This window comes from Variovorax sp. 278MFTsu5.1 (assembly GCF_048305045.1).
Taxonomy (GTDB): Bacteria; Pseudomonadota; Gammaproteobacteria; order Burkholderiales; family Burkholderiaceae_C; genus Variovorax; species Variovorax guangxiensis.
Map to the genome: position 1 here is coordinate 2,422,405 of NZ_CP157622.1, position 26,116 is coordinate 2,448,520.

General features: G+C 68.6%; 21 protein-coding genes. 11 read left to right on the forward strand and 10 right to left on the reverse strand.

Features of this window, described 5'->3' with window-relative positions; genetic code table 11:
- Positions 1-9 precede the first annotated feature (9 nt).
- Together ABL844_RS10960 and ABL844_RS10965 are read right to left on the reverse strand one after the other, a co-directional pair.
- The gene (locus ABL844_RS10960) at positions 10-918 is read right to left on the reverse strand and encodes a peptidoglycan DD-metalloendopeptidase family protein (protein ID WP_418131256.1); all 909 of its coding nucleotides are present in this window, start codon (positions 916-918) and stop codon (positions 10-12) included.
- A gap of 37 nt (positions 919-955) precedes the next feature.
- Positions 956-1,537 carry a pseudouridine synthase gene (locus ABL844_RS10965; protein ID WP_418131257.1) on the reverse strand — a complete coding sequence of 194 codons (582 nt, stop codon included), beginning with the start codon at positions 1,535-1,537 and terminating at the stop codon, positions 956-958.
- A 92-nt stretch (positions 1,538-1,629) separates the two neighbouring features.
- On the opposite strand from ABL844_RS10965, the gene ABL844_RS10970 reads away from it, so the two are divergent.
- Complete coding sequence (locus ABL844_RS10970; protein ID WP_418131258.1) at positions 1,630-1,938, forward strand: hypothetical protein; 309 nt, start codon at positions 1,630-1,632, stop codon at positions 1,936-1,938.
- Between the two features lie 16 nt (positions 1,939-1,954).
- Here the strand turns inward: ABL844_RS10970 and ABL844_RS10975 are convergent, their stop codons facing one another.
- A complete protein-coding gene (locus ABL844_RS10975) occupies positions 1,955-3,772 on the reverse strand; it encodes a glutamine--tRNA ligase/YqeY domain fusion protein (RefSeq protein WP_418131259.1) in 1,818 nt (605 codons plus the stop codon).
- A 280-nt stretch (positions 3,773-4,052) separates the two neighbouring features.
- Between ABL844_RS10975 and ABL844_RS10980 the strand changes: the two genes are divergently transcribed.
- Positions 4,053-4,262 carry a hypothetical protein gene (locus tag ABL844_RS10980; protein ID WP_418119855.1) on the forward strand — a complete coding sequence of 70 codons (210 nt, stop codon included), beginning with the start codon at positions 4,053-4,055 and terminating at the stop codon, positions 4,260-4,262.
- Between the two features lie 82 nt (positions 4,263-4,344).
- Here ABL844_RS10980 and ABL844_RS10985 read toward each other — a convergent pair whose 3' ends face one another.
- From ABL844_RS10985 to ABL844_RS11005, 5 genes are read right to left on the reverse strand one after another with little or no spacing between them, the layout of a single operon-like run.
- A complete protein-coding gene (locus ABL844_RS10985; protein WP_418131260.1) occupies positions 4,345-5,184 on the reverse strand; it encodes a LytR/AlgR family response regulator transcription factor in 840 nt (279 codons plus the stop codon).
- Between the two features lie 24 nt (positions 5,185-5,208).
- Positions 5,209-6,279, reverse strand: a complete 1,071-nt coding sequence (locus ABL844_RS10990; RefSeq protein WP_418131261.1) for a sensor histidine kinase — start codon at positions 6,277-6,279, stop codon at positions 5,209-5,211.
- Positions 6,276-6,578, reverse strand: a complete 303-nt coding sequence (locus tag ABL844_RS10995; protein ID WP_184636322.1) for a 2TM domain-containing protein — start codon at positions 6,576-6,578, stop codon at positions 6,276-6,278. The genes ABL844_RS10990 and ABL844_RS10995 overlap by 4 nt, the downstream gene beginning before the upstream one ends.
- Positions 6,575-7,528, reverse strand: coding sequence for a sterol desaturase family protein (locus ABL844_RS11000; protein ID WP_126024219.1), 954 nt, complete (start codon positions 7,526-7,528; stop codon positions 6,575-6,577). Before ABL844_RS11000 ends, ABL844_RS10995 begins: the two co-directional genes overlap by 4 nt.
- A gap of 39 nt (positions 7,529-7,567) precedes the next feature.
- Positions 7,568-8,089: a DUF6622 family protein gene (locus tag ABL844_RS11005; protein WP_126024220.1), complete on the reverse strand. Its 522-nt coding sequence runs from the start codon at positions 8,087-8,089 to the stop codon at positions 7,568-7,570.
- Between the two features lie 299 nt (positions 8,090-8,388).
- On the opposite strand from ABL844_RS11005, the gene ABL844_RS11010 reads away from it, so the two are divergent.
- From ABL844_RS11010 to ABL844_RS11025, 4 genes are all read left to right on the forward strand, one after another.
- The gene (locus ABL844_RS11010; RefSeq protein ID WP_418131262.1) at positions 8,389-10,059 is read left to right on the forward strand and encodes an efflux RND transporter periplasmic adaptor subunit; all 1,671 of its coding nucleotides are present in this window, start codon (positions 8,389-8,391) and stop codon (positions 10,057-10,059) included.
- A 49-nt stretch (positions 10,060-10,108) separates the two neighbouring features.
- Positions 10,109-13,228: an efflux RND transporter permease subunit gene (locus ABL844_RS11015; RefSeq protein WP_418131263.1), complete on the forward strand. Its 3,120-nt coding sequence runs from the start codon at positions 10,109-10,111 to the stop codon at positions 13,226-13,228.
- A gap of 688 nt (positions 13,229-13,916) precedes the next feature.
- Positions 13,917-17,213 (forward strand): efflux RND transporter permease subunit, encoded by a 3,297-nt coding sequence (locus ABL844_RS11020; RefSeq protein ID WP_418131264.1) that lies wholly within the window; start codon positions 13,917-13,919, stop codon positions 17,211-17,213.
- 18 nt (positions 17,214-17,231) lie between these two features.
- The gene (locus ABL844_RS11025) at positions 17,232-18,707 is read left to right on the forward strand and encodes an efflux transporter outer membrane subunit (protein ID WP_418131265.1); all 1,476 of its coding nucleotides are present in this window, start codon (positions 17,232-17,234) and stop codon (positions 18,705-18,707) included.
- Between the two features lie 42 nt (positions 18,708-18,749).
- Here ABL844_RS11025 and ABL844_RS11030 read toward each other — a convergent pair whose 3' ends face one another.
- A complete protein-coding gene (locus ABL844_RS11030; protein ID WP_369658739.1) occupies positions 18,750-19,115 on the reverse strand; it encodes an SPW repeat protein in 366 nt (121 codons plus the stop codon).
- A 263-nt stretch (positions 19,116-19,378) separates the two neighbouring features.
- Here ABL844_RS11030 and ABL844_RS11035 point away from each other — a divergent pair, with 263 nt between their 5' ends.
- The 4 genes from ABL844_RS11035 to ABL844_RS11050 all read left to right on the forward strand — a co-directional run bounded on the left by ABL844_RS11035 (position 19,379) and on the right by ABL844_RS11050 (position 23,718).
- Positions 19,379-19,963 (forward strand): TetR/AcrR family transcriptional regulator, encoded by a 585-nt coding sequence (locus ABL844_RS11035; RefSeq protein ID WP_418131266.1) that lies wholly within the window; start codon positions 19,379-19,381, stop codon positions 19,961-19,963.
- 37 nt (positions 19,964-20,000) lie between these two features.
- Positions 20,001-22,268: a molybdopterin cofactor-binding domain-containing protein gene (locus ABL844_RS11040; protein ID WP_418131267.1), complete on the forward strand. Its 2,268-nt coding sequence runs from the start codon at positions 20,001-20,003 to the stop codon at positions 22,266-22,268.
- Positions 22,269-22,309: 41 nt separating this feature from the next.
- Positions 22,310-22,771, forward strand: coding sequence for a (2Fe-2S)-binding protein (locus ABL844_RS11045; RefSeq protein ID WP_126024228.1), 462 nt, complete (start codon positions 22,310-22,312; stop codon positions 22,769-22,771).
- Positions 22,772-23,022: 251 nt separating this feature from the next.
- Positions 23,023-23,718: a GntR family transcriptional regulator gene (locus tag ABL844_RS11050; protein ID WP_418131268.1), complete on the forward strand. Its 696-nt coding sequence runs from the start codon at positions 23,023-23,025 to the stop codon at positions 23,716-23,718.
- A 7-nt stretch (positions 23,719-23,725) separates the two neighbouring features.
- Here ABL844_RS11050 and ABL844_RS11055 read toward each other — a convergent pair whose 3' ends face one another.
- The gene (locus tag ABL844_RS11055; protein WP_126024230.1) at positions 23,726-24,604 is read right to left on the reverse strand and encodes a MurR/RpiR family transcriptional regulator; all 879 of its coding nucleotides are present in this window, start codon (positions 24,602-24,604) and stop codon (positions 23,726-23,728) included.
- Positions 24,605-24,725: 121 nt separating this feature from the next.
- Here ABL844_RS11055 and ABL844_RS11060 point away from each other — a divergent pair, with 121 nt between their 5' ends.
- Positions 24,726-26,072, forward strand: coding sequence for an aspartate aminotransferase family protein (locus ABL844_RS11060; RefSeq protein WP_418131269.1), 1,347 nt, complete (start codon positions 24,726-24,728; stop codon positions 26,070-26,072).
- Positions 26,073-26,116: the final 44 nt, after the last annotated feature.

Here is a 26,116-nt window from a genome sequence, read left to right on the forward strand (position 1 = left end):
TCGTCTATGTCAGGCCGCAATGAACAACGCCGGGTCCACCATCGCCCGGTTCAGCATCACCGACCAATGCAGATGCGGCCCCGTCACCCGCCCGGTGGCGCCCACGGCTGCAAGCTGTTCGCCGGTCTTCATCACGTCGCCGACCTTCACGTCGATGCGGCTCAGGTGGCAGTACATGGTCAGCAGGCCGCCGCCGTGGTCGAGCCAGACGGTTCCGCCGTTGAAGAAATAGTCTCCCGTATCGATCACCTTGCCGGGCAGGGGCGCGAGCACCGGCGTGCCGGTGCCGGCCGCGATGTCCATGCCGCTGTGCGGATTGCGCGACTGGCCGTTGAACACGCGGCGCAGGCCGAAGGAACTGGAGCGGCGGCCGGGGACGGGCACGCGCATCTGCAGGGCGGAGTCGGGGCTCATGTCGGTGAGGGTGGCCATCACGCCGGTGAGGTGGTCGCGCTCCTTGATGTAGCGCGCCTCGTCCTCGGGCGACAGGTCGACGGTGCGTGGGGCCACGGTGAGGCGCTGCTCGCGGTACTGCTTCGGGGCCACGGTGTAGGCGATCTGGCGTTCGGGCTTGCCTTCGGCGCGCACGGTGACACTTGCCTCGCCGGGTTCGGTCGCGAGCGGAATGCCGACGAGCGCGGTCCATTCGATGGCGTCGCCCACCACCAGCAGGGGGATGTCGCCCGCGAAGGCCTGCGGCCGTTTGGCCGACGGCCCCAGCGACAGGCGGGCGACGCCGCCGGGCACCTGCGATGCGCGTGGCCATACGCCGGGTGTTGCCGCAGGCTGTTTCTTTGCTGCCGTCGACTTGGTCGCGGCGCAGGCGTGCATCGCGGCGATCAGGCCGATGGTGCCGAGCACGGCGCTGCGGCGGTCGAGGGCGAGATGGGTGAGGGAATAGGAGGGCGTTTGCTTCATTTGAAGAGAAGGTCGGAATGTCGGTGGATGGAGGGCGCTATCCGCTCCAGGTTCCAGGCGCGAGGCCTTCGAGCGTGTGAGGGCCGATCGCGGCGCGGATCAGCCGCAGCGTCGGCAGCCCCACGGCCGCCGTCATGCGCCGCACCTGGCGGTTGCGGCCCTCGCGGATCGCGAGCTCGATCCATGCGGTGGGAATGCTCTTGCGCTCGCGGATGGGCGGCTGCCGTTCCCACACCTCGGGCGGCGGGTCGAGCAGCCGGGCGCGCGCCGGGCGGGTGAGGCCGTCGTTGAGCTGCACGCCATTGCGCAGGGCGGCAAGCGCCGCTTCGGTCGGCTCGCCTTCGACCTGCACCCAGTAGATCTTTTCCATCTTGAAGCGCGGATCGGCGATGCGCGCCTGGAGCCTGCCGTCGTCGGTGAGCAGCAGCAGGCCTTCGCTGTCGGCATCGAGCCGGCCGGCGACGTAGACGCCGGGGATGTCGATGAATTCCTTGAGCCCGCGCCAGCGGCCCTCGGGCGTGAACTGGCTGAGCACGCCATAAGGCTTGTTGAAGCGGATCAGGCGGGAGGAGGACGGCGCAGGCGAAGAACGAGGGGACGAAGGGCTCGGACGATTCATGTGCCGACAGGATAGCCCGGGTCCGTCCTGCAACCTCCGGCGGCCGGCTCGGCTCCAATCGACCTGTTCATTCGAGACACAGGGAATCCGGTATGACGACGACGATGCGACGCTCCATCCAACTCGCCTGCGCGGCGATGGCCGGCCTGCTGCTGGCGGCGTGCAACAGCCCGGGCATCCGGGTGGGCGGCGCGCCCGAGGCCAGCGTGAAGAACTGCGTGGCAGCGGCCGCGCGCGAACTGAAGGTGCCGCCGGCCAGCATCGTCGCCGACAAGGGCACGACGCCGCGCGACGGGGTCTACACGATCAACCTGAGGGTCGGGCCGCAGGGGCGTTCGGCCGTCTGCACCACTGACGAGAACAGCGCGGTGATCGGGGTGGTCTACAAGCGGCCCGAGTAACTGCGGGCCTGCTTGCTTACTTGCCCCAGCTGTCCCGCATCCCGGCCGCGCGGTTGAACACCGGCTTGCCGGCGGCGGCGCTGGCCTTCGCGTCGAGCACGAAGTAGCCGTGCCGTTCGAACTGGATGCCGACGCCCGGCTCGGCCTTGGCGAGCGAGGGCTCGACGAAGGCCGAACACACTTCCAGGCTGTTCTTGTTCAGTTCTTCCAGCAGTTCGCCGCTGCCCGGATGCGCTTCGGCAAACAGGCGCTCGTAGAGCCGCACTTCGGCCTGCACCGCGTCTGCGGCGGCCACCCAGGTGATGTTGCCCTTCACCTTGATCGCGTCGGCGCCGGGGGTGCCGCTCTTGGTGTCGGGCACCAGCGTGGCCTGCACCTCGACGAGCCTGCCGCTGGCGTCCTTGGTGCCGCCGGTGCATTCGATGACGTGGCCGTACTTCAGCCGCACCTTGTTGCCGGGGAAGAGGCGGAAGAAGCCCTTGGGCTGCACTTCTTCATAGTCGGTGCGCTCGATCCAGACCTCGCGGCCGAGCTTGAACTCGCGCTGGCCCATCTCGGGGTGGTGCGGGTGCACCGGGGCCGAGCAGTTGTCGAGCACATCGTCACCGCCCATCAGTTCGCCCCAGTTGGTGATGACCAGCTTGACCGGGTCGAGCACGGCCATGGCACGCGGTGCGACCGGGTCGAGGGTGTCGCGCAGCGCGGCCTCGAGGCTGGCGTAGTCGATCCAGCCGCCCGACTTGGTGGTGCCGCTGCGTTCGCAGAACAGGCGCAGCGCCTCGGGCGTGTAGCCGCGGCGGCGCAGGCCGGCGATGGTGGGCATGCGCGGGTCGTCCCAGCCATCGACGTATTTCTCTTCGACCAGCTGGCGCAGCTTGCGCTTGCTGGTGAGCACGTGGGTCACGTTCAGGCGCGCGAATTCGTACTGGCGCGGGTGCGGGCTGGCGATGAGGCCGCCTTCGGCGAGGCGGTCGAGCAGCCAGTCGTAGAAGGGGCGCTGGTCTTCGAATTCCAGTGTGCAGATGCTGTGGGTGATCTGCTCGAGCGCGTCCTCGATGGGGTGCGCGTAGGTGTACATCGGGTAGATGCACCACTTGTCGCCGGTGTTGTGGTGGTGGGCACGGCGCACGCGGTACAGCGCGGGGTCGCGCATGTTGATGTTGGTGCTGGCCATGTCGATCTTCGCGCGCAGGATGGCGGCACCGTCGGCCACCTGGCCGTCGCGCATGGCGCGGAAGCGCGCGAGGTTCTCCTCGGGCGTGCGGGTGCGGAAGGGGCTGTCGGTGCCGGGCGTGTTGAAGTCGCCGCGGTTCGCGCGCACTTCCTCTGCCGTTTGCTCGTCGACGTAGGCGAGGCCGGCGCCGATCAGGTATTCGGCAGCCTCGTACATGAAGTCGAAGTAGTCGCTCGCAAAGTACTCGTGCGGCTGCAGGGTGCCGGGGGCGCTGGGGCGGTCGGCCAGGTAGGTCTCGTAGCCCAGCCACTTCACCGCGTCGCGGATGGAATCGACGTATTCCTGGTCTTCCTTCTCGGGGTTGGTGTCGTCGAAGCGCAGGTGGCTCACGCCGCCGTATTCCTTGGCCAGCTCGAAGTTGAGCCAGATGCTCTTGGCGTGGCCGATGTGCAGGTAGCCGTTGGGCTCGGGCGGAAAGCGCATGCGCACCTTGGCCGGATCGGCCATGCCCTGCGCATGATGGGCGGCGTTGCCGGGCGATCCGCCCCACTTGCGGCCAGAATAGGCACCCTGCGCGAGGTCGTTCTCGATCACGTGGCGCAGGAAATTGCTTGGTGCAGCTGTCGTCTTGGTGCCGCTTTTGTCGGTCGGGGAGGTCATCGCGGCATTTTAGGGGGCACCCCCTATGGGTTACCTTTGGCAACGTTCTTCACATTGGCCGGTGCACCCCGTTTGCATTTGCCGCGTTCAATACACCACATGGGCGGTCCGGGTCCGGACTGCCCAGCCAAACAAGGAGAGCAGGATCATGAGCTTCACACGTTCAACCTTTTTCAAGTGGGCCGCCGCGGGCGTCGTGGCAGCCGGTGCATTGTTTGCCGCCACCTCGGCCAGCGCCCGCAGTGATGTGAGCTGGTCGATCGGCGTCGGCGTCCCCGGCGTGGCCGTGGGCGTTGGCAGCCCGGCCTACTACCCGGCCCCGGTCTACGTGCCGCCGGCCCCCGTCTACTACGCGCCGCCGCCCCCGGTTTACTACCGCCCGCCGCCGGTCTACTACCGTCCGGCCCCCGTTTACTACGGCCCGCCGGCCTATTACGGCCCGCGCTACTACGGTCGTGGCTACTACCGCGGACATGGCCACTGGCGCTAAAAAGCCACGGCAATCGTGACTGAATGAAAAAAGCCGGCCCCGAAAGGGCCGGCTTTTTCTTTGGGCGCTCGCCCGGCCGATTTCACATCGCGCGAAAAAGATGGGCGTAGAGCCGGCTGACCGGAATCTTCTCGGCCCGCCCGCGCAGCATCAGGTGCAGCTTGCCGGCCTCGTCGCGGTGCACCGACTCGATGGCCGAACTGCGCACCACCACCGCCCGGTGCACTTGCCAGAAGGTGTCGGCGTCGAGCTGGGGCAGCAGCTGCTTCAGCGGCGTGCGGATCAGGTATTCGTGCGTGGCGGTCAGCACGCGCAGGTATTTGTCGGCCGCCTCGAAATAAAGCACTTCGTCGATGGGCACCATGCGCACGGTGCTGCCGCCGGCGTCGCTGGCGGCGATCATGCGCAGCGGGGCGGGTGTAGCCGTGGCGACTCCTGCGCCGGCGGCGCCCAGCACCTGGCGCCATTGGGCGAGCGTCTGTTCCAGCGCCGCATCCGCCAGCGCGGGCGTGGCCGCCGGCTGCCGCGCGGCCAGCGCCTGTTGCAGGCGGCCCACGGTCTTGCGCAGGCGGTCGGGCTGCACCGGCTTGAGCACGTAGTCGATGGCCTGCGCCTCGAAGGCGCGGGCGGCGTATTCGTCGTAGGCCGTCACGAACACCAGCTGGGGCATGGGTGCTTCGTCGGCGGGCCAGCAGTCGGCCAGTTCGGCGGCGGCGCCCAGGCCATCGAGCCCGGGCATGCGGATGTCGAAGAAAAGCACCTGCGGCAGCAAGCGCAACGCCTCGCGCACGGCGCTGCGGCCGTCGCCCGTGGTGGCGACGATCTGCAGTTCGGGCCATGCCGCGGCCAGTTCGGCCTTGAGGGCCTGGGCCAGAAGGGGCTCGTCCTCGGCGATGAGGGCGGTGGGGGATGCAGTGGTCATCTTGTCGTTGTTTTCGTGTTGCATTCAGGCGGGTGCCGGAAAGCTCAGCGTGGCGAGGGTGCCGCCCGAAGGCGAGGGCGCCAGGCGCATGCCGCCGCGCTCGCCGTACACCGTGGCCAGCCGCTCGCGCACCTGCTCCAGCCCGAAGCCGCTGCCCTGCGACGGCGGCGCCGCGCCGAGGCCCACGCCGGTGTCGCTCACCTCGATCACCAGCAGGCCGCCTTCTTCTTGCCGGCGCGCACGCACGACGATCTCGCCGCCTTCCACCTTCGGCTCCAGCCCGTGGCGGATGCTGTTCTCCACCAGTGGCTGCAGCAGCAGCGGCGGCACCGGCGTATCGCGCAGATCCTGCGGCAGGTCGAGCGTGTAGCGCAGCCGGTCGCCCATGCGCACCGACATCAGCTCCAGGTAGTCGCCCAGCCGCTCGAACTCGGCCGACAGCGGATGCGAGAGCGCGCGCGAGCCGCTGAGCGTCATGCGCAGGTAGCTGTTGAGGCGGTCGAGCATGGCCACGGCGCGGGGCGGGTCGACGGTGATCAGCACGCGCAGGTTGGCCAGCGTGTTGAAGAGCATGTGCGGCTCCAGCTGCGTCTCCAGCAGCTTCAGCCGTGCCTCGGTGGCATTGCGCTGCGCCAGCTCGATCTGGCTCTGCATGTGCTTGCTCTTGCCGAGGCTGTAGAAGAAGAAGCACATGCCGACGGTCGCGATGATGGTGATCGTGACGCCGGTCGCCAGCTTGTGGCCCTTGAAGTCGAGGAAGTCGTACCGGGGCGCGCCGAACACGGCGTCGCCGATGAGATTGCCCACGAAGAAACCGACGGCCACGCCCAGCGCGATCAGCATGAAGCCCCAGGGCCAGTTCGGCCAGTGGGTTTCACTGTCCCCGCTGAGCAGGAGCCGCCCCGTGTCGATGAACAGCCAGCTGATCATCCCGATGGCCAGCGAATAGACCAGATGGCCGGCCCAGTTCTCGCCCCCCGTGATGGTCATCGCGATGGCGATGAGGCAGCAGAAGACGGCGGTGATCAGGCCATGCCGCAGCATGTCCCGGATGTTTTCCGCGCGGAAGCGGTGCAGCGGCGTCGTGGAACTCATCCGCGGTCCTGGCCCCCCAGCGCGCGGCGCTCGCGTTCGACCAGCCGGTCGTAGAAGCCGCCGCCCGGTGCGATGAACCAGACCACCGCCCCATGGATCAGGAGCCCCAGCCCCCAGCCCATGAGCGGATACATCGCCCAGCTGCGGCCGTTGGCGGCCGAGATGGTGACCAGCCCCAGGTTGACCAGCACATAGACGAAGGCGTGGATGTACCAGCCCATCTTGGCGCCGGCGCGGCGGCGTGCGAGGCGCTCGACGTCGCAGCGGGAGGAATCGGAGGACGATGCGTAGGAAGTCATGACAGCTCCTTGTATTGGACAGGAATGAAATCGGTGGTCGCCACGGCAGGCTGCGGCGCCGCCTGCAGGGCCGCGCGCTGGCGCAGCTCCTCGGTGGTGTCGCCGGGGCCCTCGGGCTTCCAGCCGGGCGGCTTCACGAGGTAGCCGACGAAGGCGCGCACCGAGCGGGCCGAGGCGAGGTCGCGAAAGAGCGCGCGCCACTGGCCGAACTCGATCTCCAGGATGTTGTGCGTGGTGACCGGGTTGACGAGGCCGTAGCGGCAGGGCACGTCGGCGCGCTCCGGGATGTAGGTGCCGAACAGGCGGTCGAACACGATCAGCACGCCGCCGTAGTTGCCGTCCAGGTATTCCAGGTTCGAGGCATGGTGCACGCGGTGGGCCGAGGGGGTGTTGAGCACCCATTCGAGCGGGCCCAGGCGCGGGATCCAGGTCGCGTGGATCCAGAACTGGTACAGCAGGTTCAGCGTGAGCATCAGCAGGATCACCCGCGGCGGCATGCCCAGCAGCGGCGCCAGCATGAAGAAGGCCAGGGTGCCGGTGAGGCGGCCGGTCCAGCCGAAGCGGTAGGCGGCCGACAGGTTCAGCTGGTTCGGCGAATGGTGGATGGCATGGGTGCACCAGAACCACCGCACGCGGTGCGCGGCGCGGTGGTACCAGTAGTAGCAGAACTCCTGGCCGATGAAGCAGGCGGCCCAGCCGGTCCAGTGGTCCATCGGCAGGGTGAAGAGGCGGTGGGCGTAGAACCAGTCCATCGCGCCGGTCCAGAAGGCCAGGGGCAGCAGCCAGCGCAGGGGGTATTCGCGCACCAGGAAGTCGAACACCGAGACGCCGGCGGCCTTCCAGTCGTAGCTGCGCCAGCCGTTGCGCCACGAAAGCACCAGGGCCTCGGCGATGGAAGCGACGAGCACCACCGTGACGGAAACCTTGAGGATCAGCAGGAGCGCGTTCATGGCGGCGTTTCTTCTTCTGGAAGTGGTGGCCCGGGAATATTAGGCGGCGCGGGCGGCGGCAGCCATAGCGTCAGTGCGGATGGCCAGCTTCCACAGGCGCGCGGCGCGGGCCGCGAACACACCGGTGAACGCGCCGTACAGCACGGGAACCACGAGTGCGAGGGTGGGCTGGTGGCGCAGCTCGGGGTGCATGGCCAGGGCGGCGCCGACCACGTACTTGGTCAGGAAGATGCCCATCATGAGCATCAGCGGCACCGGGCTGCCGGCCACGTCGAACTGGCGGGTGGCCGCGTCGTAGCGGGTGGCGGCGTGCAGCGGGCGCTGCAGCACCAGGGCGGCCATCACGGCGGCGGCGGCGGCCCAGCCCAGCAGGGCGCCGAAGGAGTCGCCGAAGACCGAGGCCACGCCGTACAGCGACAGGCCGCCCATGGCGACGGGCATCAGCGTGACGCGGGTCAGGCTCACCTGGTTGGCCAGCAGTTGCCGGGCGCCGAGCCACAGCAGCAGGAAGAAGACGGCGAACACCCACTTGGGCGTGTGAAGGATGATCTGCATCAGCATGGCGGCACTCCGTTGAAGGTGAAAGGTGAAGAAAAGCTGAAAAGGCGGCACAAGGGAATCGATGGGGTGGACTGTGCCGGCGGCCCCGCATGCCCGCCATCGCCGTGCGACGGAATGCGCGCAGGCGGCGCCAATTGCAGCCGGGCGGCGCGAATTGCGGGGTTTCGCGGCAATTCGGGGAGGCTCCGACGGGGCGCCAGCCAGCTTTACCGCCGCTTTACGGCCCAGCAAAGAGCCGGACTACCATCCGCGCTGTACTACGCTGGTCCGCACCTCTGCACCTTTCGCACGCACCGTCCATGGAACAAGAAAAACCAACCGAGCCTCTGCCTTCCACCGTGTCTCCCACGCATCCGACGGTACGCAGACGCCGTTGGATGGGCAGCCTGCTGGCCCTGCTGCTGCTGGCGGTGCTGGGCGGCGGCGCCTGGTATCTGGTCCAGCGCTCGAAGATGCCGGTTGCCGGCCCTGGTGCGGGACCAGGCGCCGGGCGACAGGGCGGTCCCGGAGGCCCGGGCGGGCCGGGGGGGCGTGGTGGCGGTGGCGGCGCGGCCTCCAGCACGGTCGGCATCGCGACCGCCCGGCAGGCCGACATTCCCGTGCAGCTCGAGGCGCTGGGCACCGTCACGCCGCTGGCCAACGTGATCGTCCAGCCGCAGGTGTCGGGCGTGCTCACGGCGGTGCTCTTCCAGGAAGGGCAGATGGTCAAGAAGGGCGACGTGCTCGCCACCATCGATCCGCAGCCGTTCCAGAACGCGCTCGGCCAGGCCACCGGCGCACGCCAGCGCGACGAGGCGCAGCTCGCGGCGGCGCGCGTCACGCTGCAGCGCTACCAGACCCTGCTGGGCCAGGACTCGATCGCCCGGCAGGACGTGGACACCCAGGCCGCGCTGGTCAAGCAGCTCGAAGGCACGGTGGCCATCGACCGCGCCAACGAGAACACCGCCAAGCTCAATCTCGCCTGGAGCCGCATCACCGCGCCGGTGAGCGGGCGCATCGGCCTGCGGCCGGTGGACGCGGGCAACTACATCTCCACCGGCACCGCCAACGGCGTCGCCACCATCACTCAGATCGCGCCGATCGACGTCGAATTCGCCATCCCGCAGGACCGCGTGCCCGAGGTGCAGGAGCGCCTGGCCCAGGGCGCCAAGCTCGACGCCACCGCCTTCGACCGCACCCGCACTCGCCGGCTCGCGAACGGCACTTTCTCCACGCTGGACAACCTGGTCGACACCGCCACCGGCACCGTCAAGGCCAAGGCCCGCTTCACCAACGCCGACAACGCGCTGTTCCCGAACCAGTTCGTCAACCTGCGGCTGCTGCTGCGCACCGTGAGCAGCGCCGTGGTGGTGCCCGTCACCGCGCTGCGCCATGGCCCCAACGGCGACTACGTGTACGTGCTGAACGAGGACAGCACCGTGTCGCAGCGGCCGGTGACGCGCGGCGAATCGAGCGTGGACAACGTCGCGATCATGTCGGGCCTGAAGGCCGGCGAGCAGGTCGTGACCGAAGGCGGCGACCGGCTGAAGGACGGCGCGCGGGTGCAGACCCAGGCCGACCGTCCGGCCGGCGCGGCGTCGGCGCCGGCAGGCGGTACGCATCGCGGCCGCCGCCAGGGTGGTGGCGCAGGTGCCGGCGGGCCCGGCGCGCCCAGGGGCGGTGAAGCCGCTCCGGCTGCTGCTGCCCCCACGGCCCCTGCCGCCCCTGCAGCCCCTGCAGCCCCGGCCGCATCCCCGGCGCCCTCGGCCGAATCGGCCCCTGCTGCCCCTGCAACCCCCGTCAAGCTCCCTACCGCCGAGCAGCGCCAGCGCATGCTCGACTCCGCCAAGGACAACCCCGAGCAGCTCGAACGCCGCAAGCGTTTCCTCGAGGCGCTGGACCGCGGCGACCCGGCCGCGCTGGAACGCTGGCAGCGCATGTCCGAAGGCCGCGGCGGCGAAGGCGCGCAGGGCAGGCGCGGCAACCAATGACGAGCGGTCCTTGCAGTAGCAGTAGTAGCAGCAGCACGGAGGCCCCACGTTGAGCCCGTCACGTCCGTTCATCCTCCGGCCGGTGGCGACTTCGCTGCTGATGGTCGCCATCGTGCTGGCCGGCCTGGTGGCGTTCCGCTTCCTGCCGCTGTCGGCGCTGCCGCAGGTCGACTACCCGACCATCCAGGTCCAGACGCTCTACCCCGGGGCCAGCCCCGAGGTGATGAGCAACACCGTCACCGCGCCGCTGGAGCGCCAGTTCGGCCAGATGTCGGGGCTCGACCGCATGAGCTCGACCAGCGCCGCGGGCGTGTCGATCATCACGCTGCAGTTCTCGCTGGGCCAGACGCTGGACGTGGCCGAGCAGGAGGTGCAGGCCGCCATCAACGCCGGCGGCTCGCTGCTGCCGGCCGACCTGCCGGCGCCGCCGGTGTACGCCAAGGTCAACCCGGCCGACGCGCCGGTGCTCACGCTCTCAATCACCTCCGACACGCTGCCGCTCACCGACGTGCAGAACCTGGTCAACACCCGGCTCGCTCAGAAGATCAGCCAGGTCTCTGGCGTGGGGCTGGTGTCGCTCAGCGGCGGGCAGCGCCCGGCGATGCGCATCCAGGCCAACACCCAGGCGCTGGCGGCCAACGGCATCGGGCTGGACACCCTGCGCACCGCGATCTCGGCGGCCAACTCCAACGGGGCCAAGGGCAGCTTCGACGGACCCAAGCGCGCCTACACGATCAATTCGAACGACCAGCTGATGACGGTCGACGACTACAAGAACCTGATCGTCTCGTACAAGAACGGCGCGCCGATCCGCATGGTCGACGTGGCGCAGGTGGTCAGCAGCGCCGAGAACAACCAGCTCGCCGCCTGGGCCGGCAACAAGGCCGACGGCACCAGCAAGCTGTCGCCCGCGATCATCATGAACGTGCAGCGCCAGCCCGGCGCCAACGTGATCGCCACTGTCGACGCCATCAAGAAGCAGCTGCCCGAGCTGCAGGCCGGCCTGCCCGCCGGGCTGAAGATCGAGGTGCTCAGCGACCGCACGGCCGGCATCCGCGCCTCGGTGCAGCACGTCGAGATGGAACTGGTGCTGGCCGTGGTGCTCGTGGTGCTGGTGATCTTCGCCTTCCTGGGCAGCCTGCGCGCCACCGTCATCGCGAGCATCGCGGTGCCGATCTCGCTGATCGGCACCTTCGGGCTGATGTACCTGCTGGGCTACAGCCTGAACAACCTGAGCCTGATGGCGCTGACCATCGCCACCGGCTTCGTGGTGGACGACGCGATCGTGATGATCGAGAACATCGCGCGGTACATCGAGGAGGGCGAGAAGCCGCTGCAGGCCGCGTTCAAGGGCGCCACGCAGATCGGCTTCACCATCATCTCGCTGACCGTGTCGCTCATCGCGGTGCTGATCCCGCTGCTCTTCATGGGCGACGTGGTCGGCCGCCTGTTCCGCGAGTTCGCGGTGACGCTGGCCATCACCATCCTGATCTCGGCGGTCGTCTCGCTCACGCTGGTGCCGATGATGTCGGCGCGCTGGCTCAAGCACGAGGAAAAGAAGCAGGTCTCCGACAAGGGCTTCGGCGCACGCGCCCAGCGCTTCTTCAGCGGCGTGATGGTGCGCTACGACCGCTCGCTGCACTGGGTGATCGAGCACCAGGCGCTCACGCTGCTGGTGGCGCTGCTCACCCTGGTGCTGACGGTGCTGCTCTACCTCACCATTCCCAAGGGCCTGTTTCCCACGCAGGACACCGGCCAGCTGCAGGCCCGCGTGCAGGCCGCGCAGGACGTCTCGTTCGACCGCATGTCGCAGCTTCAGCTGCAGGCGGCGCAGGCCATCCTCGAAGACCCGGCGGTCGAGAACCTCAGCTCCTTCGTTGGCGTCGACGCGGCCAACAACACGATGCTGCACACCGGCAGCATGCTCATCAACCTCGCGAAGGACCGCGACAGCCAGCAGGTCGTGATGGACCGCCTGCGCGAGCGCGTGCGGCAGGTGGCGGGCGTCACGCTGTACCTGCAGCCCACGCAGGACCTCACCATCGACGCCGAGACCGGCCCGACCGAATACCGCATGTCGCTCGAAGGCGTGGACAGCGCCGCCATCACCGAGTGGATGAAGAAGCTCGTTGCGAAGCTGCAGGAATCGGACAAGGTGCGCAACGTGAGCAGCGACGCCGGCGCCCAGGGTCTGGCGGCTTTCGTGAACGTGAACCGCGACACGGCTGCGCGGCTGTCGATCACCGCGAGCACCGTGGACGACGCGCTCTACAGCGCCTTCGGCCAGCGCATCGTCTCGACCATCTTCACCGAGACCAACCAGTACCGCGTGATCCTCGAGGCCCAGCCCGGCATGGTGAACACGCCGCAGACGCTGGGGCAGCTGAGCCTGATCGCCGGTTCGGGCACCGCGACGCCGCTGTCGGCCATTGCGCAGATCAGCGAGCAGCAGGCGCCGCTGCAGATCACTCACGTGGCGCAGTACCCGGCGAGCACGCTGAACTTCGACACCGCGCCCGGTGTTTCGCTCGGGGCTTCGGTCGATGCGATTCGCGCGGCGGCGAAGGAAATCGGGCTGCCGAGCAGCGTGACGATGACCTTCCTTGGGGCTTCAGGGGCCTACGAGAAATCGTTGTCTAACCAGCTGTGGCTGATTCTTGCCGCCGTGGTGTGCGTGTACATCGTGCTGGGGGTGCTGTACGAGAGTTACGTGCATCCGCTGACCATCCTGTCCACGCTGCCTTCGGCTGGCGTGGGGGCGCTGCTGGCGCTGATGATCACGGGCAACGACCTGGGGGTGATCGGGATCATCGGGATCATCCTGCTGATCGGCATCGTGAAGAAGAACGCGATCATGATGATCGACTTTGCGATCGATGCGGAGCGGACACAGGGGAAGTCTCCTCGGGAAGCGATTCACCAGGCTGCCTTGTTGCGGTTCCGGCCTATCTTGATGACTACGTTGGCGGCTTTGTTTGCTGCTGTGCCGTTGATGTTGAGTTTTGGGGATGGGGCTGAGTTGCGGCGGCCTCTTGGGTTGGCGATTTTTGGGGGGTTGATCGTCAGTCAGCTGCTTACTCTGTTCACTACGCCTGTTATTTATCTGGCGTTTGATCGACTGGGTGGGGGGAGTGCTCGGAGGGTTGAGATTGAGGAGGAGGCGGTTTGACTTTGCTTGCCTCTGGTCGTTTTGCTTCCCGAGGCCGGGTCTCGCCCCGGCGGGCGACCTACTTTCTTTTGCTTCGCCAAAAGAAAGTAGGCAAAGAAAAGGCGACCCTGCTGTCTGTGTCCCTTCGCTGCGCTACGGGCAACCTGCGGTGCTCGGCGCAGGAGGGGGTCCGCAGAACTCGCTTCGCTCAAACAGCTGCGGCCCTGATCCCTCCTGCGCCTGCGCTCCTCGGCACAGCCAGAAGGGAGCGATCCGCGCCATCGCTTCGCTCGGCTTTTGAACAGCCTGGACTGGCCTTCGCTTCCCTCGGCCAGGTATCGAGTTCCAGTGGCCTCGCCGAACCCAATGCGCCATTCCAAGCCCAGCAGGCGCAAAGCGCCTGCTGGGCACCCGCGGCCGAGCGCAGCGATGGCCCGCATGTCCCCAATCCCCTCTGGCTGCGCCGAGGAGCGCAGCGTTTCGCGGATCAGGGCTCGCCCTTGTTTGAGCGAAGCGAGTTTGGGCGAGACCCCGCGAAACGCGAGCACCGCAGGTTGCCCCTTCGCAAAGCGAAGGGGTCGCAGACAGTGGGGTCGCCTTTTCTTTGCTTACTTTCTTTTGGCGAAGCAAAAGAAAGTGAGTCGGCCGCCGGGCCGAGACCCGGCCCCGGGAAAGAAACCCTCAGCACGCTCCCACAAGGAGCAGCGAGATGAATCTATCCCTGCCCTTCGTCCGCCGCCCCATAGGCACAGTGCTTCTGACCATAGGCGTAGCCCTGGCCGGCATAGCAGCCTTCTTCGTCCTCCCAGTCTCCCCCCTCCCGCAGGTCGACTACCCCGTCATCTCGGTAAGAGCCTCGATCCCCGGAGCGAGCCCGGAGACGATGGCCACCAGCGTAGCCACCCCGCTGGAGCGCCACCTCGGAACAATCGCAGGCGTCAACGAAATGACGTCGACGAGCTCGGTCGGCTCGACCCGCGTCACGCTGCAGTTCGACCTCAGCCGCAACATCGACGGCGCGGCCCGCGAGGTGCAGGCCGCCATCAACGCGAGCCGCATCGACCTGCCCGCCACGCTGCGCAGCAACCCGACCTACCGCAAGGCCAACCCGGCGGCGTCGCCGGTGATCATCCTGGCGCTCACGTCCAAGACCAAGACGCCGGGCCAGATCTATGACGCCGTGTCGAACATCGTCAGCCAGCGCCTGTCGCAGGTGGACGGCGTGGGCGACGTGGAGATCGGCGGGGGCTCGCTGCCCGCCGTACGCATCGAGCTGCTGCCGTTCGCTCTCAACCGCTACGGCATCAGCACCGAGGACGTGCGCGCCGCCATCCAGGCTTCGAACGCCAACCGGCCCAAGGGCATGGTGCAGGGCGACGGGCGCAAGCTGCAGATCTACACGCAGACGCCTGCGCTGCGCGCGAGCGACTACGCGTCGATGGTGATCGCCTGGCGCAACGGCGCGGCGGTGCGGCTGCAGGACGTGGCGGAGGTGGTCGACGGCGTGGAGGACACGCGCACGCTGGGTCTCTTCAACGGCGAGCCGGCGATCATCGTGCTGATCACGCGGCAGCCCTCGGCCAACATCATCGAGACGGTGGACAGCGTGCGGGCGCTGTTGCCCGAGCTGCAGGCCCAACTGCCGCCCGACGTGACGCTGCAGGTGGCGTCGGACAGCACCAACTCCATCCGCGGCTCGCTGCGCGAGGTGGAGCTGACGCTGGTGATCTCCGTCATCCTGGTGGTGCTGGTGGTGAGCCTGTTCCTGCGCAGCGTGCGAGCGACGATCGTGCCGGCCGTGGCGACGGTGGCGGCGCTGCTGGGCACCTTCGGGGTGATGTACCTGCTGGGCTTCAGCCTCAACAACCTGAGCCTGATGGCGCTCACGGTGGCCACCGGCTTCGTGGTGGACGACGCCATCGTGGTGCTCGAGAACACGAGCCGGCACATCGAGTCGGGAATGACGCGCATGAAGGCGGCGTTGCTGGGCGCGAAGGAGGTGGGTTTCACCGTGCTGTCGATCAGCGTGTCGCTGGTGGCGGTGTTCATCCCGCTGCTGTTCATGGGCGGGCAGGTGGGGCGGCTGTTCCGCGAGTTCGCGGTGACGCTGTCGGCGGCGGTGCTGATCTCGCTGGTGATCTCGCTGACCACCACGCCGATGATGTGCGCATGGATGCTCAAGCCCGGCGGCGAGCACGACAAAAACAAGCCGCAGGGCAGGCTGGGCCGCATCGCCGCGCGCAGCTACGACTGGATGCTCAAGCGCTACGAGAGCAGCCTCGACTGGGCTCTGGACAGCAAGGCGCTGGTGATGCTGATCCTGGTGGCGGTGGTCGGGCTGAACGTGTACCTGTTCAGCGCGGCGCCCAAGGGCTTCTTCCCGCAGCAGGACAGCGGCCAGCTCAACGGCGGCCTGCGGGCCGACCAGAGCATCTCTTCGCAGGCGCTCGGCGAGAAGCTGAGGCAGGTGGTCGACATCATCCGCAAGGACGAGGCGGTCGACACCGTGGTGGGCTTCACCGGCGCGGGCCGGGCAGGGGGCGGCTTCATGTTCGTCAACCTGAAGCCGGCGAACCAGCGCAAGGACAGCGGCCTGGCGGTCATCGCGCGGCTGCGCCCGCAGCTCAACCAGGTGACAGGCCTGCGCGTGTTCCTGGGCACGGTGCAGGACGTGCGCTCGGGCGGCCGGGCAAGCAACTCGACCTACCAGTACACGCTCAAGAGCGACAACGTCGCAGACCTGCGCACCTGGGCCGTGAAGCTGGCCGACGAGCTCAAGCTGCAGCCGGTGCTGACCGACATCGACACCGACCAGGACCAGAACGGCGTGGAAACGGTGGCCAAGGTCGACCCCGACAGCGCTCGCCGGCTGGGCCTGACATCCACGGCCATCGACAACGCGCTCTACAACGCCTTCGGCCAGCGGCAGGTGGCGACCATCTACACCGAGCTGAACCAGTACCACGTGGTGATGGAATGGGCGCAGCGCTACACGCGCAGCCCGAACTCGCTGAGCGACGTTTACGTGCCGGCCACCAGGACGTCGGTGGTGGGCGGGCAGACCGTGACCACGCAGGTGGCGGCGAGCAGCACGTCGACGGGGTCTTCGTCTTCTTCCTCGTCGAGTTCGTCGTCTTCCTCCTCGTCCTCGTCCGCCGCAACCGCTGCCACCGTGCCGGTGTCGGCCAACGCGGCGCTGCGCAACGCATCGACGGGCAACGTGCTGAGCAACACGGCCACCGCGCTCGTGCCGCTGTCGGCGGTCGCGAAGTTCGAGGAGCAGTCGGTGGCCACCTCGGTGAGCCACGAAGACGGCGAGCTGGCCACGACCATCTCGTTCAACCTCGCCGAGGGTGCCAACCTGGGCGATGCGCGCGAGGCCATCGCCAAGGCCGAGGCCAACATCGCCATGCCCACCAACGTGCGCGGCGCGTTCGCGGGCACGGCGGCGAGCGCGCAGCAGTCGCAGGGCCAGCAGGCGATTCTGATCCTGGCGGCGCTGATCGTGATCTACATCGTGCTGGGCATCCTGTACGAGAGCCTGGTGCACCCGATCACGGTGCTGTCGACGCTGCCTTCGGCGGGCGTGGGCGCGGTGCTGGCGCTGCTGATGTTCCGCATGGAGTTTTCCATCATCGCGCTGATCGGCGTGTTCCTGCTGATCGGCATCGTGAAGAAGAACGCCATCCTGATCATCGACTTCGCGCTCGAGGCCGAGCGCTCGCGCGGGCTCACGCCGCTGGAGGCGGTGCGCGAGGCGTGCCTGCTGCGCTTCCGCCCGATCCTGATGACGACCATGGCGGCCGCGCTCGGCGCGCTGCCGCTGGCCATCGGCTTCGGCGAGGGGGCCGAGCTGCGCCGTCCGCTGGGCGTGGCCATCATCGGGGGGCTGATCGCGAGCCAGCTGCTGACCCTGCTGACGACGCCGGTGGTCTACCTGCTGCTCGACAAACTGCGCCGCCGCGGCGCCAACGAGCGCGAGCTGAGCCGCGTGACGCCCGCCTGAGCGAGAAACGACAACGACATGAACGCACTGTTTACTTCCACTTCCCGCTTTTCGCTTTCGGCGCTCGCACTGGCCGCCATGCTCGCGGGCTGCGCGGTCGGCCCGCGCTACGAACAGCCGGCCACCGCCGCGTCGGCCGGCTGGAAGGAGCAGAAGGCCGCCGAAGGCTGGCTGCCCGCGGCGCCGGCCGACGCGCTCGACCGCGGCGAATGGTGGAAGCTCTTCGGCGACGCCACGCTCGACGACCTGGCCGGCCGCGTGCAGGTGTCGAACCAGAACATCGCCGCCGCGGTGGCCAACTACACGCAGGCCCAGGCGCTGGTGCGCGGCGAGCGCGCGGCGCTGTTCCCGTCGGTGTCGCTCGACGGCAGCGGCAGGCGCTCGGGCACGGTGGGTGGCAGCAGCACCTCGAGCCCGTCGAACAGCTTCTCGGCATCGTTGGGCGCGAGCTGGACGCCCGACGTCTGGGGCCGGCTGCGCGAGGCGGTGAGCAGCGCGCAGGCCAACGCACAGGCCAGCGAGGCCGACCTGGCCGCGGCGCGGCTGTCGGCCATCGGCGACCTGGCGACCAACTATTTCTCGCTGCGCGAGGCCGATGCGGAGATCGTGCTGCTCGACGAGACCATCCAGGGCTACCAGCGCGCCTTCGACATCACCAGCAATCGCTATGCCGCCGGCATTGCCGCGCAGACCGACGTGCTGCAGGCGCAGACGCAACTGGTGAATGCCAAGGCCGAGCGCGTGGGCCTGCAGCGCACGCGCGCCACCTACGAGCACGCGATCGCGGCGCTGATCGGCGTGGCGCCGGCCGACTTCAGCCTGCCCGCCGCGCAATGGACGCCCACGGTGCCCGGCGTGCCGCTGGGCGTGCCCTCGACGCTGCTGCAGCGCCGTCCCGACATCGCGGCGGCCGAACGCTCGGTGGCGGCGGCCAATGCGCAGATCGGCATTGCGCGCGCGGCGTACTTCCCGAACATCAGCCTCACGGCGTCGGTCGGCAGCAGCAACGTCAGCCGCGTGAAGGACCTGTTCAGCTCGTCCAACACGCTGTGGGGGCTGGGGCTGTCGGTTGCGCAGGTGGTGTTCGACGCAGGCGCGATCGCGGCCAATGTCGATTCGGCGAAGGCGGGCTACGAATCCAGCGTGGCGCGATATCGCCAGACCGTGCTCACGGCCTTCCAGGCGGTGGAAGACCAGCTCACCGCGAGTGCGACGCTCGCGCAGCAGGAGGGCCTGCGCCGCGAGGCCTCGGCGGCGGCGGACAAGACCGAGCAGCAGCTGCTCAACCGCTACCGCGCGGGGCAGGTCAGCTACACCGACGTGGTCACGGCACAGGCCGCCGCGCTCAGCGCGCGACGCACGCTGGTGCAGCTGCAGGTCAACCGCCAGACCACGGCCATCGCGTTGATCCAGGCGATGGGCGGTGGCTGGCAGGCCGGGTGGATGGACGGCGCCGCGCAGGCGCAGCCCGCCACATCGCCTGCTACGCGGTAAGCGCGGCGAGCGCCGATACCACCTGATCGGCGCGGGCGGTCGTCAATGCGCCGGGCGGTCCATGGTGTGACCCAGGTAGTCCTTGTCGGTCACGAGAACCCACAGCGCCAGCACCAGGATCACCGCGGCCACGAGCACCGCGTTGACCATCGCCGTCTCGGTGCCGCGGAAGCCGAGCACCCAGGGCGATATTGCGAGCCAGGCCGCCAGCGCGACCTCGGTCCATTCTTCCCACTGCCGGGGCACGAAGGTCGCACCCAGGGCCACCGCGCCGAGCACGATGCCGGTCGCCACCATCGTCCACATGGCGGCCGTCATGCCCGAAAAGCCCAGGACCCAGGGCGAGACGATCAGCCAGGCGCCGGCGGCGGCGTTGACGGGGTCTTGCCAATGCTTCACTTGCTTCATGGTCATTACCTCCTGTCGCGACAAGGCGCCGCGACAGTTTTTTGACCCATGGCGCGGGGAAGGGGTTCCTGCCGGCGAGGCGCCGCGCCTAGAGTGGCAACTCCAATGTTTCCCACTTGCGCAGCATGGTCACCTGCCGGCGGAGGTAGTCGGTCGGCATCGCCTGGGAGCCCCGGACGGGAAGACGCCATGGTTGCCAGCATCCGGATCGCGTTTCTATAATTGAGCACGTACTCAATCAATAAAGACCGCAGCCGACCGCCATGGCCAGACCCAGAAGCGAAGACAAGCGCAACGCGATCCTCGATGCAGCCATTGCCGAGTTCGCCAGCCGGGGCGCGTGGAGCACGCCCACCTCGGCCATCTCGCGCGCGGCAGGCGTGGCCGAGGGCACGCTCTTCACCTACTTCGCGAACAAGGAAGTGCTGGTCAACGAGCTCTACCGCCAGCTGAAGACCGAGCTCGCCGAGGTCATGCTCGCCGACTGGCCCGAGAAGGCGGACCCCAAGACAAAGTACCTCCACATCTGGGACCGCTACGTGTACTGGGGCGTCGACAACCCGGAAAAATTCAAGGTGATGTCGCAGCTCAAGGTGTCGGACCAGGTGAGCGATGAAAGCAAGGCGGCGGGCATGGCGCCGTTCCTGCGGCTGGAGGTGCTGGCGACGGAGTGCATCCGCAACGGCCTGATACGCGACCAGCCGCTGCCCTTCCTCGGCGCGATGCTGGGCGCGATGGCCGAGACCACGATGGTCTTCGTCGCGCAGACCAAGAGCAGGAAAGGGCGCGCCGGCTACTGCGAAGCCGGCTTCGAGACCTTCTGGCGCGGCATCGTCGCCGGCGCCTGAGTCCTGTCCGCAGATCCCCACGAGAGAGAACCACACCATGCCCAAGCTCAAGCGCCGCCATTTCGTTCTTGGCACCGTGGGGGCCGTCGGCGCCCTCGTCGTCGGCTGGTCGGCCACGCCGGCCGCGTCGCGGCTCGTGCCGGCCGAACCCTTGCCGGCCGCCTCAGGGCAGGTCGCGCTCAACGGCTGGGTCAAGGTGGGCAGCGACAACACGGTCACGCTGATGATGTCGCAGTCGGAAATGGGGCAGGGCACGCACACCGGGCTGTCGATGCTTCTCGCCGAAGAAATGGGCGCCTCGCTCGAGCAGATCCGGCTGGAGACGGCCGGCCCCGACGCCATCTACAACAACCAGGCAGCGATCCTCGACGCGCTGCCTTTCCGGCCCGGCGATGAGGGCGCGGTGAAGCGCTCGACGCAGCACGTGGTCGGCAAGCTGCTGCGCTCGATTCCGGGGCTCTCGGGCACGGGCGGCTCATCGAGCATCACCGACCAGTGGGTGCCGCTGCGCGAGGCCGGCGCATCGGCGCGCACCATGCTGCTGGGCGCCGCCGCCGCGCTGTGGCAGGTGCCCGTGGCCGAATGCCGCGCCGAAGCCGGGCGCGTTCTGCATGTCAGCGGCAAGAGCGCCACTTTCGGCGAACTGGCCCCGAAGGCCGCGCAGCAGCCGCTGCCGGCGCAGGTGGCTCTGAAGAAGCCTGCCGATTTCAAGCTCATCGGCCAGCCCGCGCGGCGCGTGGACGGCGCGGCCAAGCTCGACGGCTCCGCCACCTTCGGCCTCGACGTGCTCCCGCCGGGCCTGCTGTACGCGAGCATCGCGATGTGCCCGACCACCGGCGGCCGCGTCGCGAGCTTCGACGCCACGGCGGCGCAGAAGCTGCCGGGCGTGCGCAAGGTGATGGCGCTGGAGCCGGTCGGTGCCACGCTCATCGGCACCGGCGCCACGCCGGGCGGCGTGGCCGTGATCGCCGACACGCCGTACCACGCGATGCGCGCCGTGAAGGCGCTCGCCGTCGAATGGGACCACGGCCCGGCCGCCAGCCTTTCGAGCGCCGAGATGATCGAGCGGCTCTCGCAGACGCTGCGCACCAGGCCCGGCAACGCGCAACTGAACGACGGCGACGTGGCCGCCGCGTTCCGGTCATCCGCCAAGACCATCGAGGCCGAGTACCGCGTGCCCTTCCTGGCCCACGCGACCATGGAGCCGATGAACTGCACCGTGCAGTTCAAGGACGGCAAGGCGACCGTCTGGGCGCCGACGCAGGCGCCGGGCTTCACGCGCAACGCCGCGGCCAAGGCGCTGGGCATCGACGCCGCCAAGGTCGAGCTGCACGTGACCTACCTCGGCGGCGGCTTCGGCCGGCGCTACAGCACCGACTTCGTCACCCAGGCCGCCACGCTGGCGCGCGAGACCGGCGGCGCGCCGGTGCAGCTCTTCTGGTCGCGCGAGGAGGACATGGCGCACGACTTCTACCGGCCGGCCTACGTCGCGCGATGCAAGGCGGGCTTCGATACGGCTGGCGCGCTGGTTGCCTGGCAGACCACGACGGCCGGCTCGAGCATGGGCGCGCCCTCGTTCATGGACACCACCACCGATGGCGCGTGGAATACGGCCTACGCATTTCCCAATGCGCGTGTCGCCCACGAGCCGGTGGAATCGGCCATGCCCACGGGCGTGTGGCGATCGGTCGCGCATTCGCAGAACGCCTTCTTCGTCGAGAGCTTCATCGACGAATGCGCCGCCGCAGCGGGCAAGGACGCGGTGGCGTTCCGCGCCGCGCTGCTCGCGAAGGACGAGCGCCACCTGCGCGTGCTCAGGCGCGTGGCCGAGCTGTCGAACTGGGGCCGGCCACCGGAGCCGGGGCCCGACGGCGCGAAGCGCGCGCGCGGGCTGGCGATCCACCGTTCCTTCGGCAGCATCGTCGCGCAGGTGGCGGAGGTGTCGGTCTCGGCGGACAGGCAGGTGCGGGTGCACCGCGTGGTCTGCGTCATCGACTGCGGCGTGGCCGTCAACCCGAACCTGATCCGCCAGCAGATGGAAGGCGCCATCGTCTACGGCCTCTCGGCCGCGCTGCACGGCGAGATCACGGTCGAGAAGGGGCAGGTGCAGCAGAGCAACTTCCACGACTACATGCCGCTGCGCATGAACGAGTGCCCGGCCATCGAGGTCGAGATCGCCGCCAGCGGCGAGGCGCCCGGTGGCGTTGGCGAGCCCGGCACGCCGCCCATTGCGCCGGCGGTGGCGAATGCCGTGTTCGCGCTCACCGGGCAGCGGCTGCGCAGCCTGCCGCTGAAGCTCGCCTGAGCGGCAAGACACCGGACAAACAAACAAGCAAGGAAAACGCGATGACCACCACGCTCACCGTCAACGGCAAGGCCGTCACCGTCAATGCCGAACCCGATACCCCCCTGCTGTGGGTGCTGCGCGGCGAGATGCGGCTCGTCGGCACCAAGTTCGGCTGCGGCAAGGCGCTTTGCGGCGCCTGCACCGTGCACCTCGACGGCGAGGCGGTGCGCTCCTGCGTCACCCCGCTGGAGGCGGTGGGCAGCCGGGAAGTGACCACCATCGAGGGACTGAATGGCAAGGAGGCCGACGCCCTGCGGCAGGCCTGGGCCGAAGTCGACGTGGTGCAGTGCGGCTACTGCCAGAGCGGTCAGCTGATGTCGGCCTGCGCGCTGCTGAAAAAGACGCCAAAGCCTGGCGATGACGACATTTCTTCCGCAATGAGCGGAAACATTTGTCGCTGCGGTACCTATCCGCGCATCCGCGCCGCCATTCACATCGCTGCGCAGACAGCCTCGCGCTGAGAAGAACTGGCCGGGTTTGGGGCGGCGCAACCGGGCGGGGGCAGGTTAACGCTCGTGGTCAGAAAGCTGTTTACAAAAATTAAGAATTTTTCCGTAATCATCGAAAAAGCCCAGAAATAAAATTTTTACGGAAACAGGGGATATGAAGCTTTTGTACGCCGCCGTACCATCCGCGCGGCCCGCTTCCGGCCGCCCCCAGTTCCCGACTTTCGATGACCCCCCCAGATCCTTCACGGACGCGAGCGTTGTCCGTGGCCGAAACCCTGCGTGACCGCATCTTCGATGGCGATATCGCGCCCGGTTCCCATTTGATGGAAATTACGCTGGCCAACGAGCTCGGCGTGTCGCGCACGCCTGTTCGCGGCGCCATGGCACGGCTGGCGGACGAGGGGCTGCTGGTCTACCTGCCCAACAAGGGCTTCCAGGTGCGCCGCTTCAACGCCAAGGACGTGCACGACGCCTTCAGCGTGCGCGCCACGCTGGAAGGCATGTGCTGCCGGCTGATCGGCGAGGTCGGGCTCGACGGCGCGGCCCTGTCGAAGCTGACCGCCATGCTCGACGAGCAGCACGAGCTGCTGCATCACACCGGCGAATGGTCCGAAGGCCGCGCCGCCCGCTGGCAGGACCTGGACCTGGCCTTCCACCAGAAACTGCTGGCGCTGGCGGACAACCGCTGGCTCGCCGAGGCGGTGCAGCGCGCCAGCCAGCTGCCGATCATCTTCGACAGCAAGCTGCGTCCCCACAACCGCGATGCCTCGATGCTGCTGCACAGGCACGAGCAGGCCCTGCAGGCGTTCGCGGACCACTGCCGCATCGTCGAGGCGCTGGGCCGGCAGGAAGCCGCCGCCGCCGAGGCCGCCATGCGCGAGCACATCAACTCCAACCGCGATCTGCTGGTGCTCTACCTGAGCCAGAAGAACCCGACCCGCACCCGGTCCCTGGTCTGAAGCAGACTCAGGCCGGCCCCTGGCCGCCGCGCATGGCCGGCGCCGTGAGGTAGGCCCCCGACTCGAAGAGCTGCGCCTCGGCCTGGTCGATGCGCCGGATCACCGGTTTGCCGGCACGGCTGGCCAGCAGCTCGACCAGCGCCTCAGTCACCGCCACCCCGGCCGCGACCGAGGGGAAGAAGGAGGGACTGTTGATCGTGAAGAGCAGCGTCTCCTCCGCCAGCAGCGACAGCGGCGAGGCCACGCTGTCGGTGATGGCGACGATGCGGCAGCCCGCCGCCTTGGCCGCCCGCGTCACCTGCAGCGCCTCGCGCGAATAGGGCGCGAAGCTCGCCACCACCAGCGCGTCGCCCTTGGCGAAGGCGCGCTGCTGCATCTCCAGCGAGCCGCCCTGGCCGTCGACCAGGTGCACGCTGGCGCGGAAGAGCCGGTACACGTACACGAACGAAAAGGCGATCGGAAAGCAGGCCCTGAAGCCGGCGGCGTGCACGGCGGGTGCCTTCTCGATCAGCGCGCAGGCCTTCTGCAGCGCGTAGCCGCTTTGCTGGTGGGTGGCTTCGAGGTTGCGGCGCTGCACTTCGAACATCTCGCCGGTCAGCGTCTGGTCGCTGGCGCGGCCGACGAGCTGCTTGGCGCGGCCGCCGTAGGTCTCGGAGCCCAGGCCCATCCCGGCGGCGAAGGCTTCCTTGAGCTGTGGCCAGCCTTCGTAGCCCATGTGTTGCGCGAAACGCACGAGCGTCGCGGGCGTGCTCTGCGAGCGCATGCCGACGCTGCGCATCGAGCTGGTGACCACCGCGTTCGGGTGGTCGAGTACGTAGCGCGCCACCTGTTGCAGCGCGGGGCTCAGTTCGTTGAAACGCTGGCGTATCTGCTCTTTGGCGTCCATGACGGTGTGTCTCCTTGGCTGAGTTGGAACAAATGTACCGGAGCAGGGAAAACACGGCAGTTGACGGAACAAATGTTCCAAACAATAATTCGCCGGAAACGTTAGTTCCAAACACCGAGCCATGACGCACGTCTTCCACCGCCACCTCCGCCAGACCCCGCCCGTTGCCGTGGGCTCCCACGGCATGTTCATTCGCGACGCCGAGGGCCGCGAGTACCTCGACGCCTCCGGCGGCGCCGCCGTGTCCTCGCTGGGCCACGCGCATCCCGAAGTCATGGCCGCGATGCACGCGCAGATCGACAAGCTGGCCTACGCCCACACCAGCTTCTTCACGAGCGAGGTGGCCGAGCAGCTGGCGGACGAGCTGATCGGCTCCGCCCCCGAGGGCATGAGCCATGTCTACCTGGTGAGCGGCGGTTCCGAGGCGGTGGAGTCGGCACTGAAGATGGCGCGGCAGTACTTCGTGGAAATCGGCCAGCCGCAGCGCACGCACTTCATCGCGCGCCGACAGAGCTACCACGGCAACACGCTGGGCGCGCTCGCCGTGGGCGGCAACGCATGGCGCCGCGAACCCTTCGCGCCCATCCTGGTGCCGGCCACGCATGTCTCGCCCTGCTATCCGTATCGCGAGCAGCACGCCGACGAGAGCGCCGAGCAGTACGGCCTGCGCCTGGCGGCCGAGCTGGAAGCGGCCATCCTCGCGCAGGGCGCCGACCGCGTGATCGCCTTCGTCGCCGAAACGGTCGGCGGCGCCACGGCCGGCGTGCTCACGCCGGTGCCGGGCTACTTCAAGGCGGTGCGCGCGGTGTGCGACAGGTACGGCGTGCTGCTGATCCTCGACGAGGTGATGTGCGGCATGGGCCGCACCGGTTCGCTGCACGCCTGCGAGCAGGAGGGCGTGGTGCCCGACCTGATGACTGTCGCCAAGGGCCTGGGCGGCGGCTACCAGCCGGTGGGCGCCGTGCTGGCGCAGCGGCGCATCGTCGAGGCGATGTCGAAAGGCAGCGGCTTCTTCCAGCACGGCCACACCTACCTCGGGCACCCGATGGCCTGCGCCGCCGCGCTCGCGGTGCAGCAGGTGATCCGCCGCGACGGCCTGGTCGCCAAGGTGCGCGAGGATGGCGTCGCCTTCGGCCGCATGCTTGCCGACGCGCTGGGCGCGCATCCGCACGTGGGCGACATCCGCGGCCGCGGCTTCTTCTGGGGCATCGAGCTGGTGGCCGACCGCGCGAGCAAGGCGCCGTTCGATCCGGCGCTGAAGGTCAACGCCACCGTCAAGAAGGACGCCATGTCGCGCGGCCTGCTGTGCTATCCCTTCGGCGGCACGGTCGATGGCCGCCAGGGCGACCACGTGCTGCTGGCGCCGCCGTTCATCGCCACCCGGCAGGACCTGCAGGAGATCGCCGCGCGGCTCGCGGCCTCCATCGACGCGGTCACGCGTGCCGCGGCAGCGGCTACGGCGCGCTGAGCGCCACCACTTTCCCGTCCGTTCGTCTTCCCTCCACCATCGCC

Coding starts and splice junctions, on each gene's coding strand:
- ABL844_RS10985 (WP_418131260.1), bottom strand. CDS start 5,184: ATGACCACTGCATCCCCCACCGCCCTCATCGCCGAGGACGAGCCCCTT.
- ABL844_RS10975 (WP_418131259.1), bottom strand. CDS start 3,772: ATGACCTCCCCGACCGACAAAAGCGGCACCAAGACGACAGCTGCACCA.
- ABL844_RS11010 (WP_418131262.1), top strand. CDS start 8,389: ATGGAACAAGAAAAACCAACCGAGCCTCTGCCTTCCACCGTGTCTCCC.
- ABL844_RS10990 (WP_418131261.1), bottom strand. CDS start 6,279: ATGAGTTCCACGACGCCGCTGCACCGCTTCCGCGCGGAAAACATCCGG.
- ABL844_RS10995 (WP_184636322.1), bottom strand. CDS start 6,578: ATGACTTCCTACGCATCGTCCTCCGATTCCTCCCGCTGCGACGTCGAG.
- ABL844_RS11035 (WP_418131266.1), top strand. CDS start 19,379: ATGGCCAGACCCAGAAGCGAAGACAAGCGCAACGCGATCCTCGATGCA.
- ABL844_RS11025 (WP_418131265.1), top strand. CDS start 17,232: ATGAACGCACTGTTTACTTCCACTTCCCGCTTTTCGCTTTCGGCGCTC.
- ABL844_RS10970 (WP_418131258.1), top strand. CDS start 1,630: ATGACGACGACGATGCGACGCTCCATCCAACTCGCCTGCGCGGCGATG.
- ABL844_RS11045 (WP_126024228.1), top strand. CDS start 22,310: ATGACCACCACGCTCACCGTCAACGGCAAGGCCGTCACCGTCAATGCC.
- ABL844_RS11030 (WP_369658739.1), bottom strand. CDS start 19,115: ATGAAGCAAGTGAAGCATTGGCAAGACCCCGTCAACGCCGCCGCCGGC.
- ABL844_RS11060 (WP_418131269.1), top strand. CDS start 24,726: ATGACGCACGTCTTCCACCGCCACCTCCGCCAGACCCCGCCCGTTGCC.
- ABL844_RS11020 (WP_418131264.1), top strand. CDS start 13,917: ATGAATCTATCCCTGCCCTTCGTCCGCCGCCCCATAGGCACAGTGCTT.
- ABL844_RS11005 (WP_126024220.1), bottom strand. CDS start 8,089: ATGCTGATGCAGATCATCCTTCACACGCCCAAGTGGGTGTTCGCCGTC.
- ABL844_RS10965 (WP_418131257.1), bottom strand. CDS start 1,537: ATGAATCGTCCGAGCCCTTCGTCCCCTCGTTCTTCGCCTGCGCCGTCC.
- ABL844_RS11055 (WP_126024230.1), bottom strand. CDS start 24,604: ATGGACGCCAAAGAGCAGATACGCCAGCGTTTCAACGAACTGAGCCCC.
- ABL844_RS11000 (WP_126024219.1), bottom strand. CDS start 7,528: ATGAACGCGCTCCTGCTGATCCTCAAGGTTTCCGTCACGGTGGTGCTC.
- ABL844_RS10960 (WP_418131256.1), bottom strand. CDS start 918: ATGAAGCAAACGCCCTCCTATTCCCTCACCCATCTCGCCCTCGACCGC.
- ABL844_RS11040 (WP_418131267.1), top strand. CDS start 20,001: ATGCCCAAGCTCAAGCGCCGCCATTTCGTTCTTGGCACCGTGGGGGCC.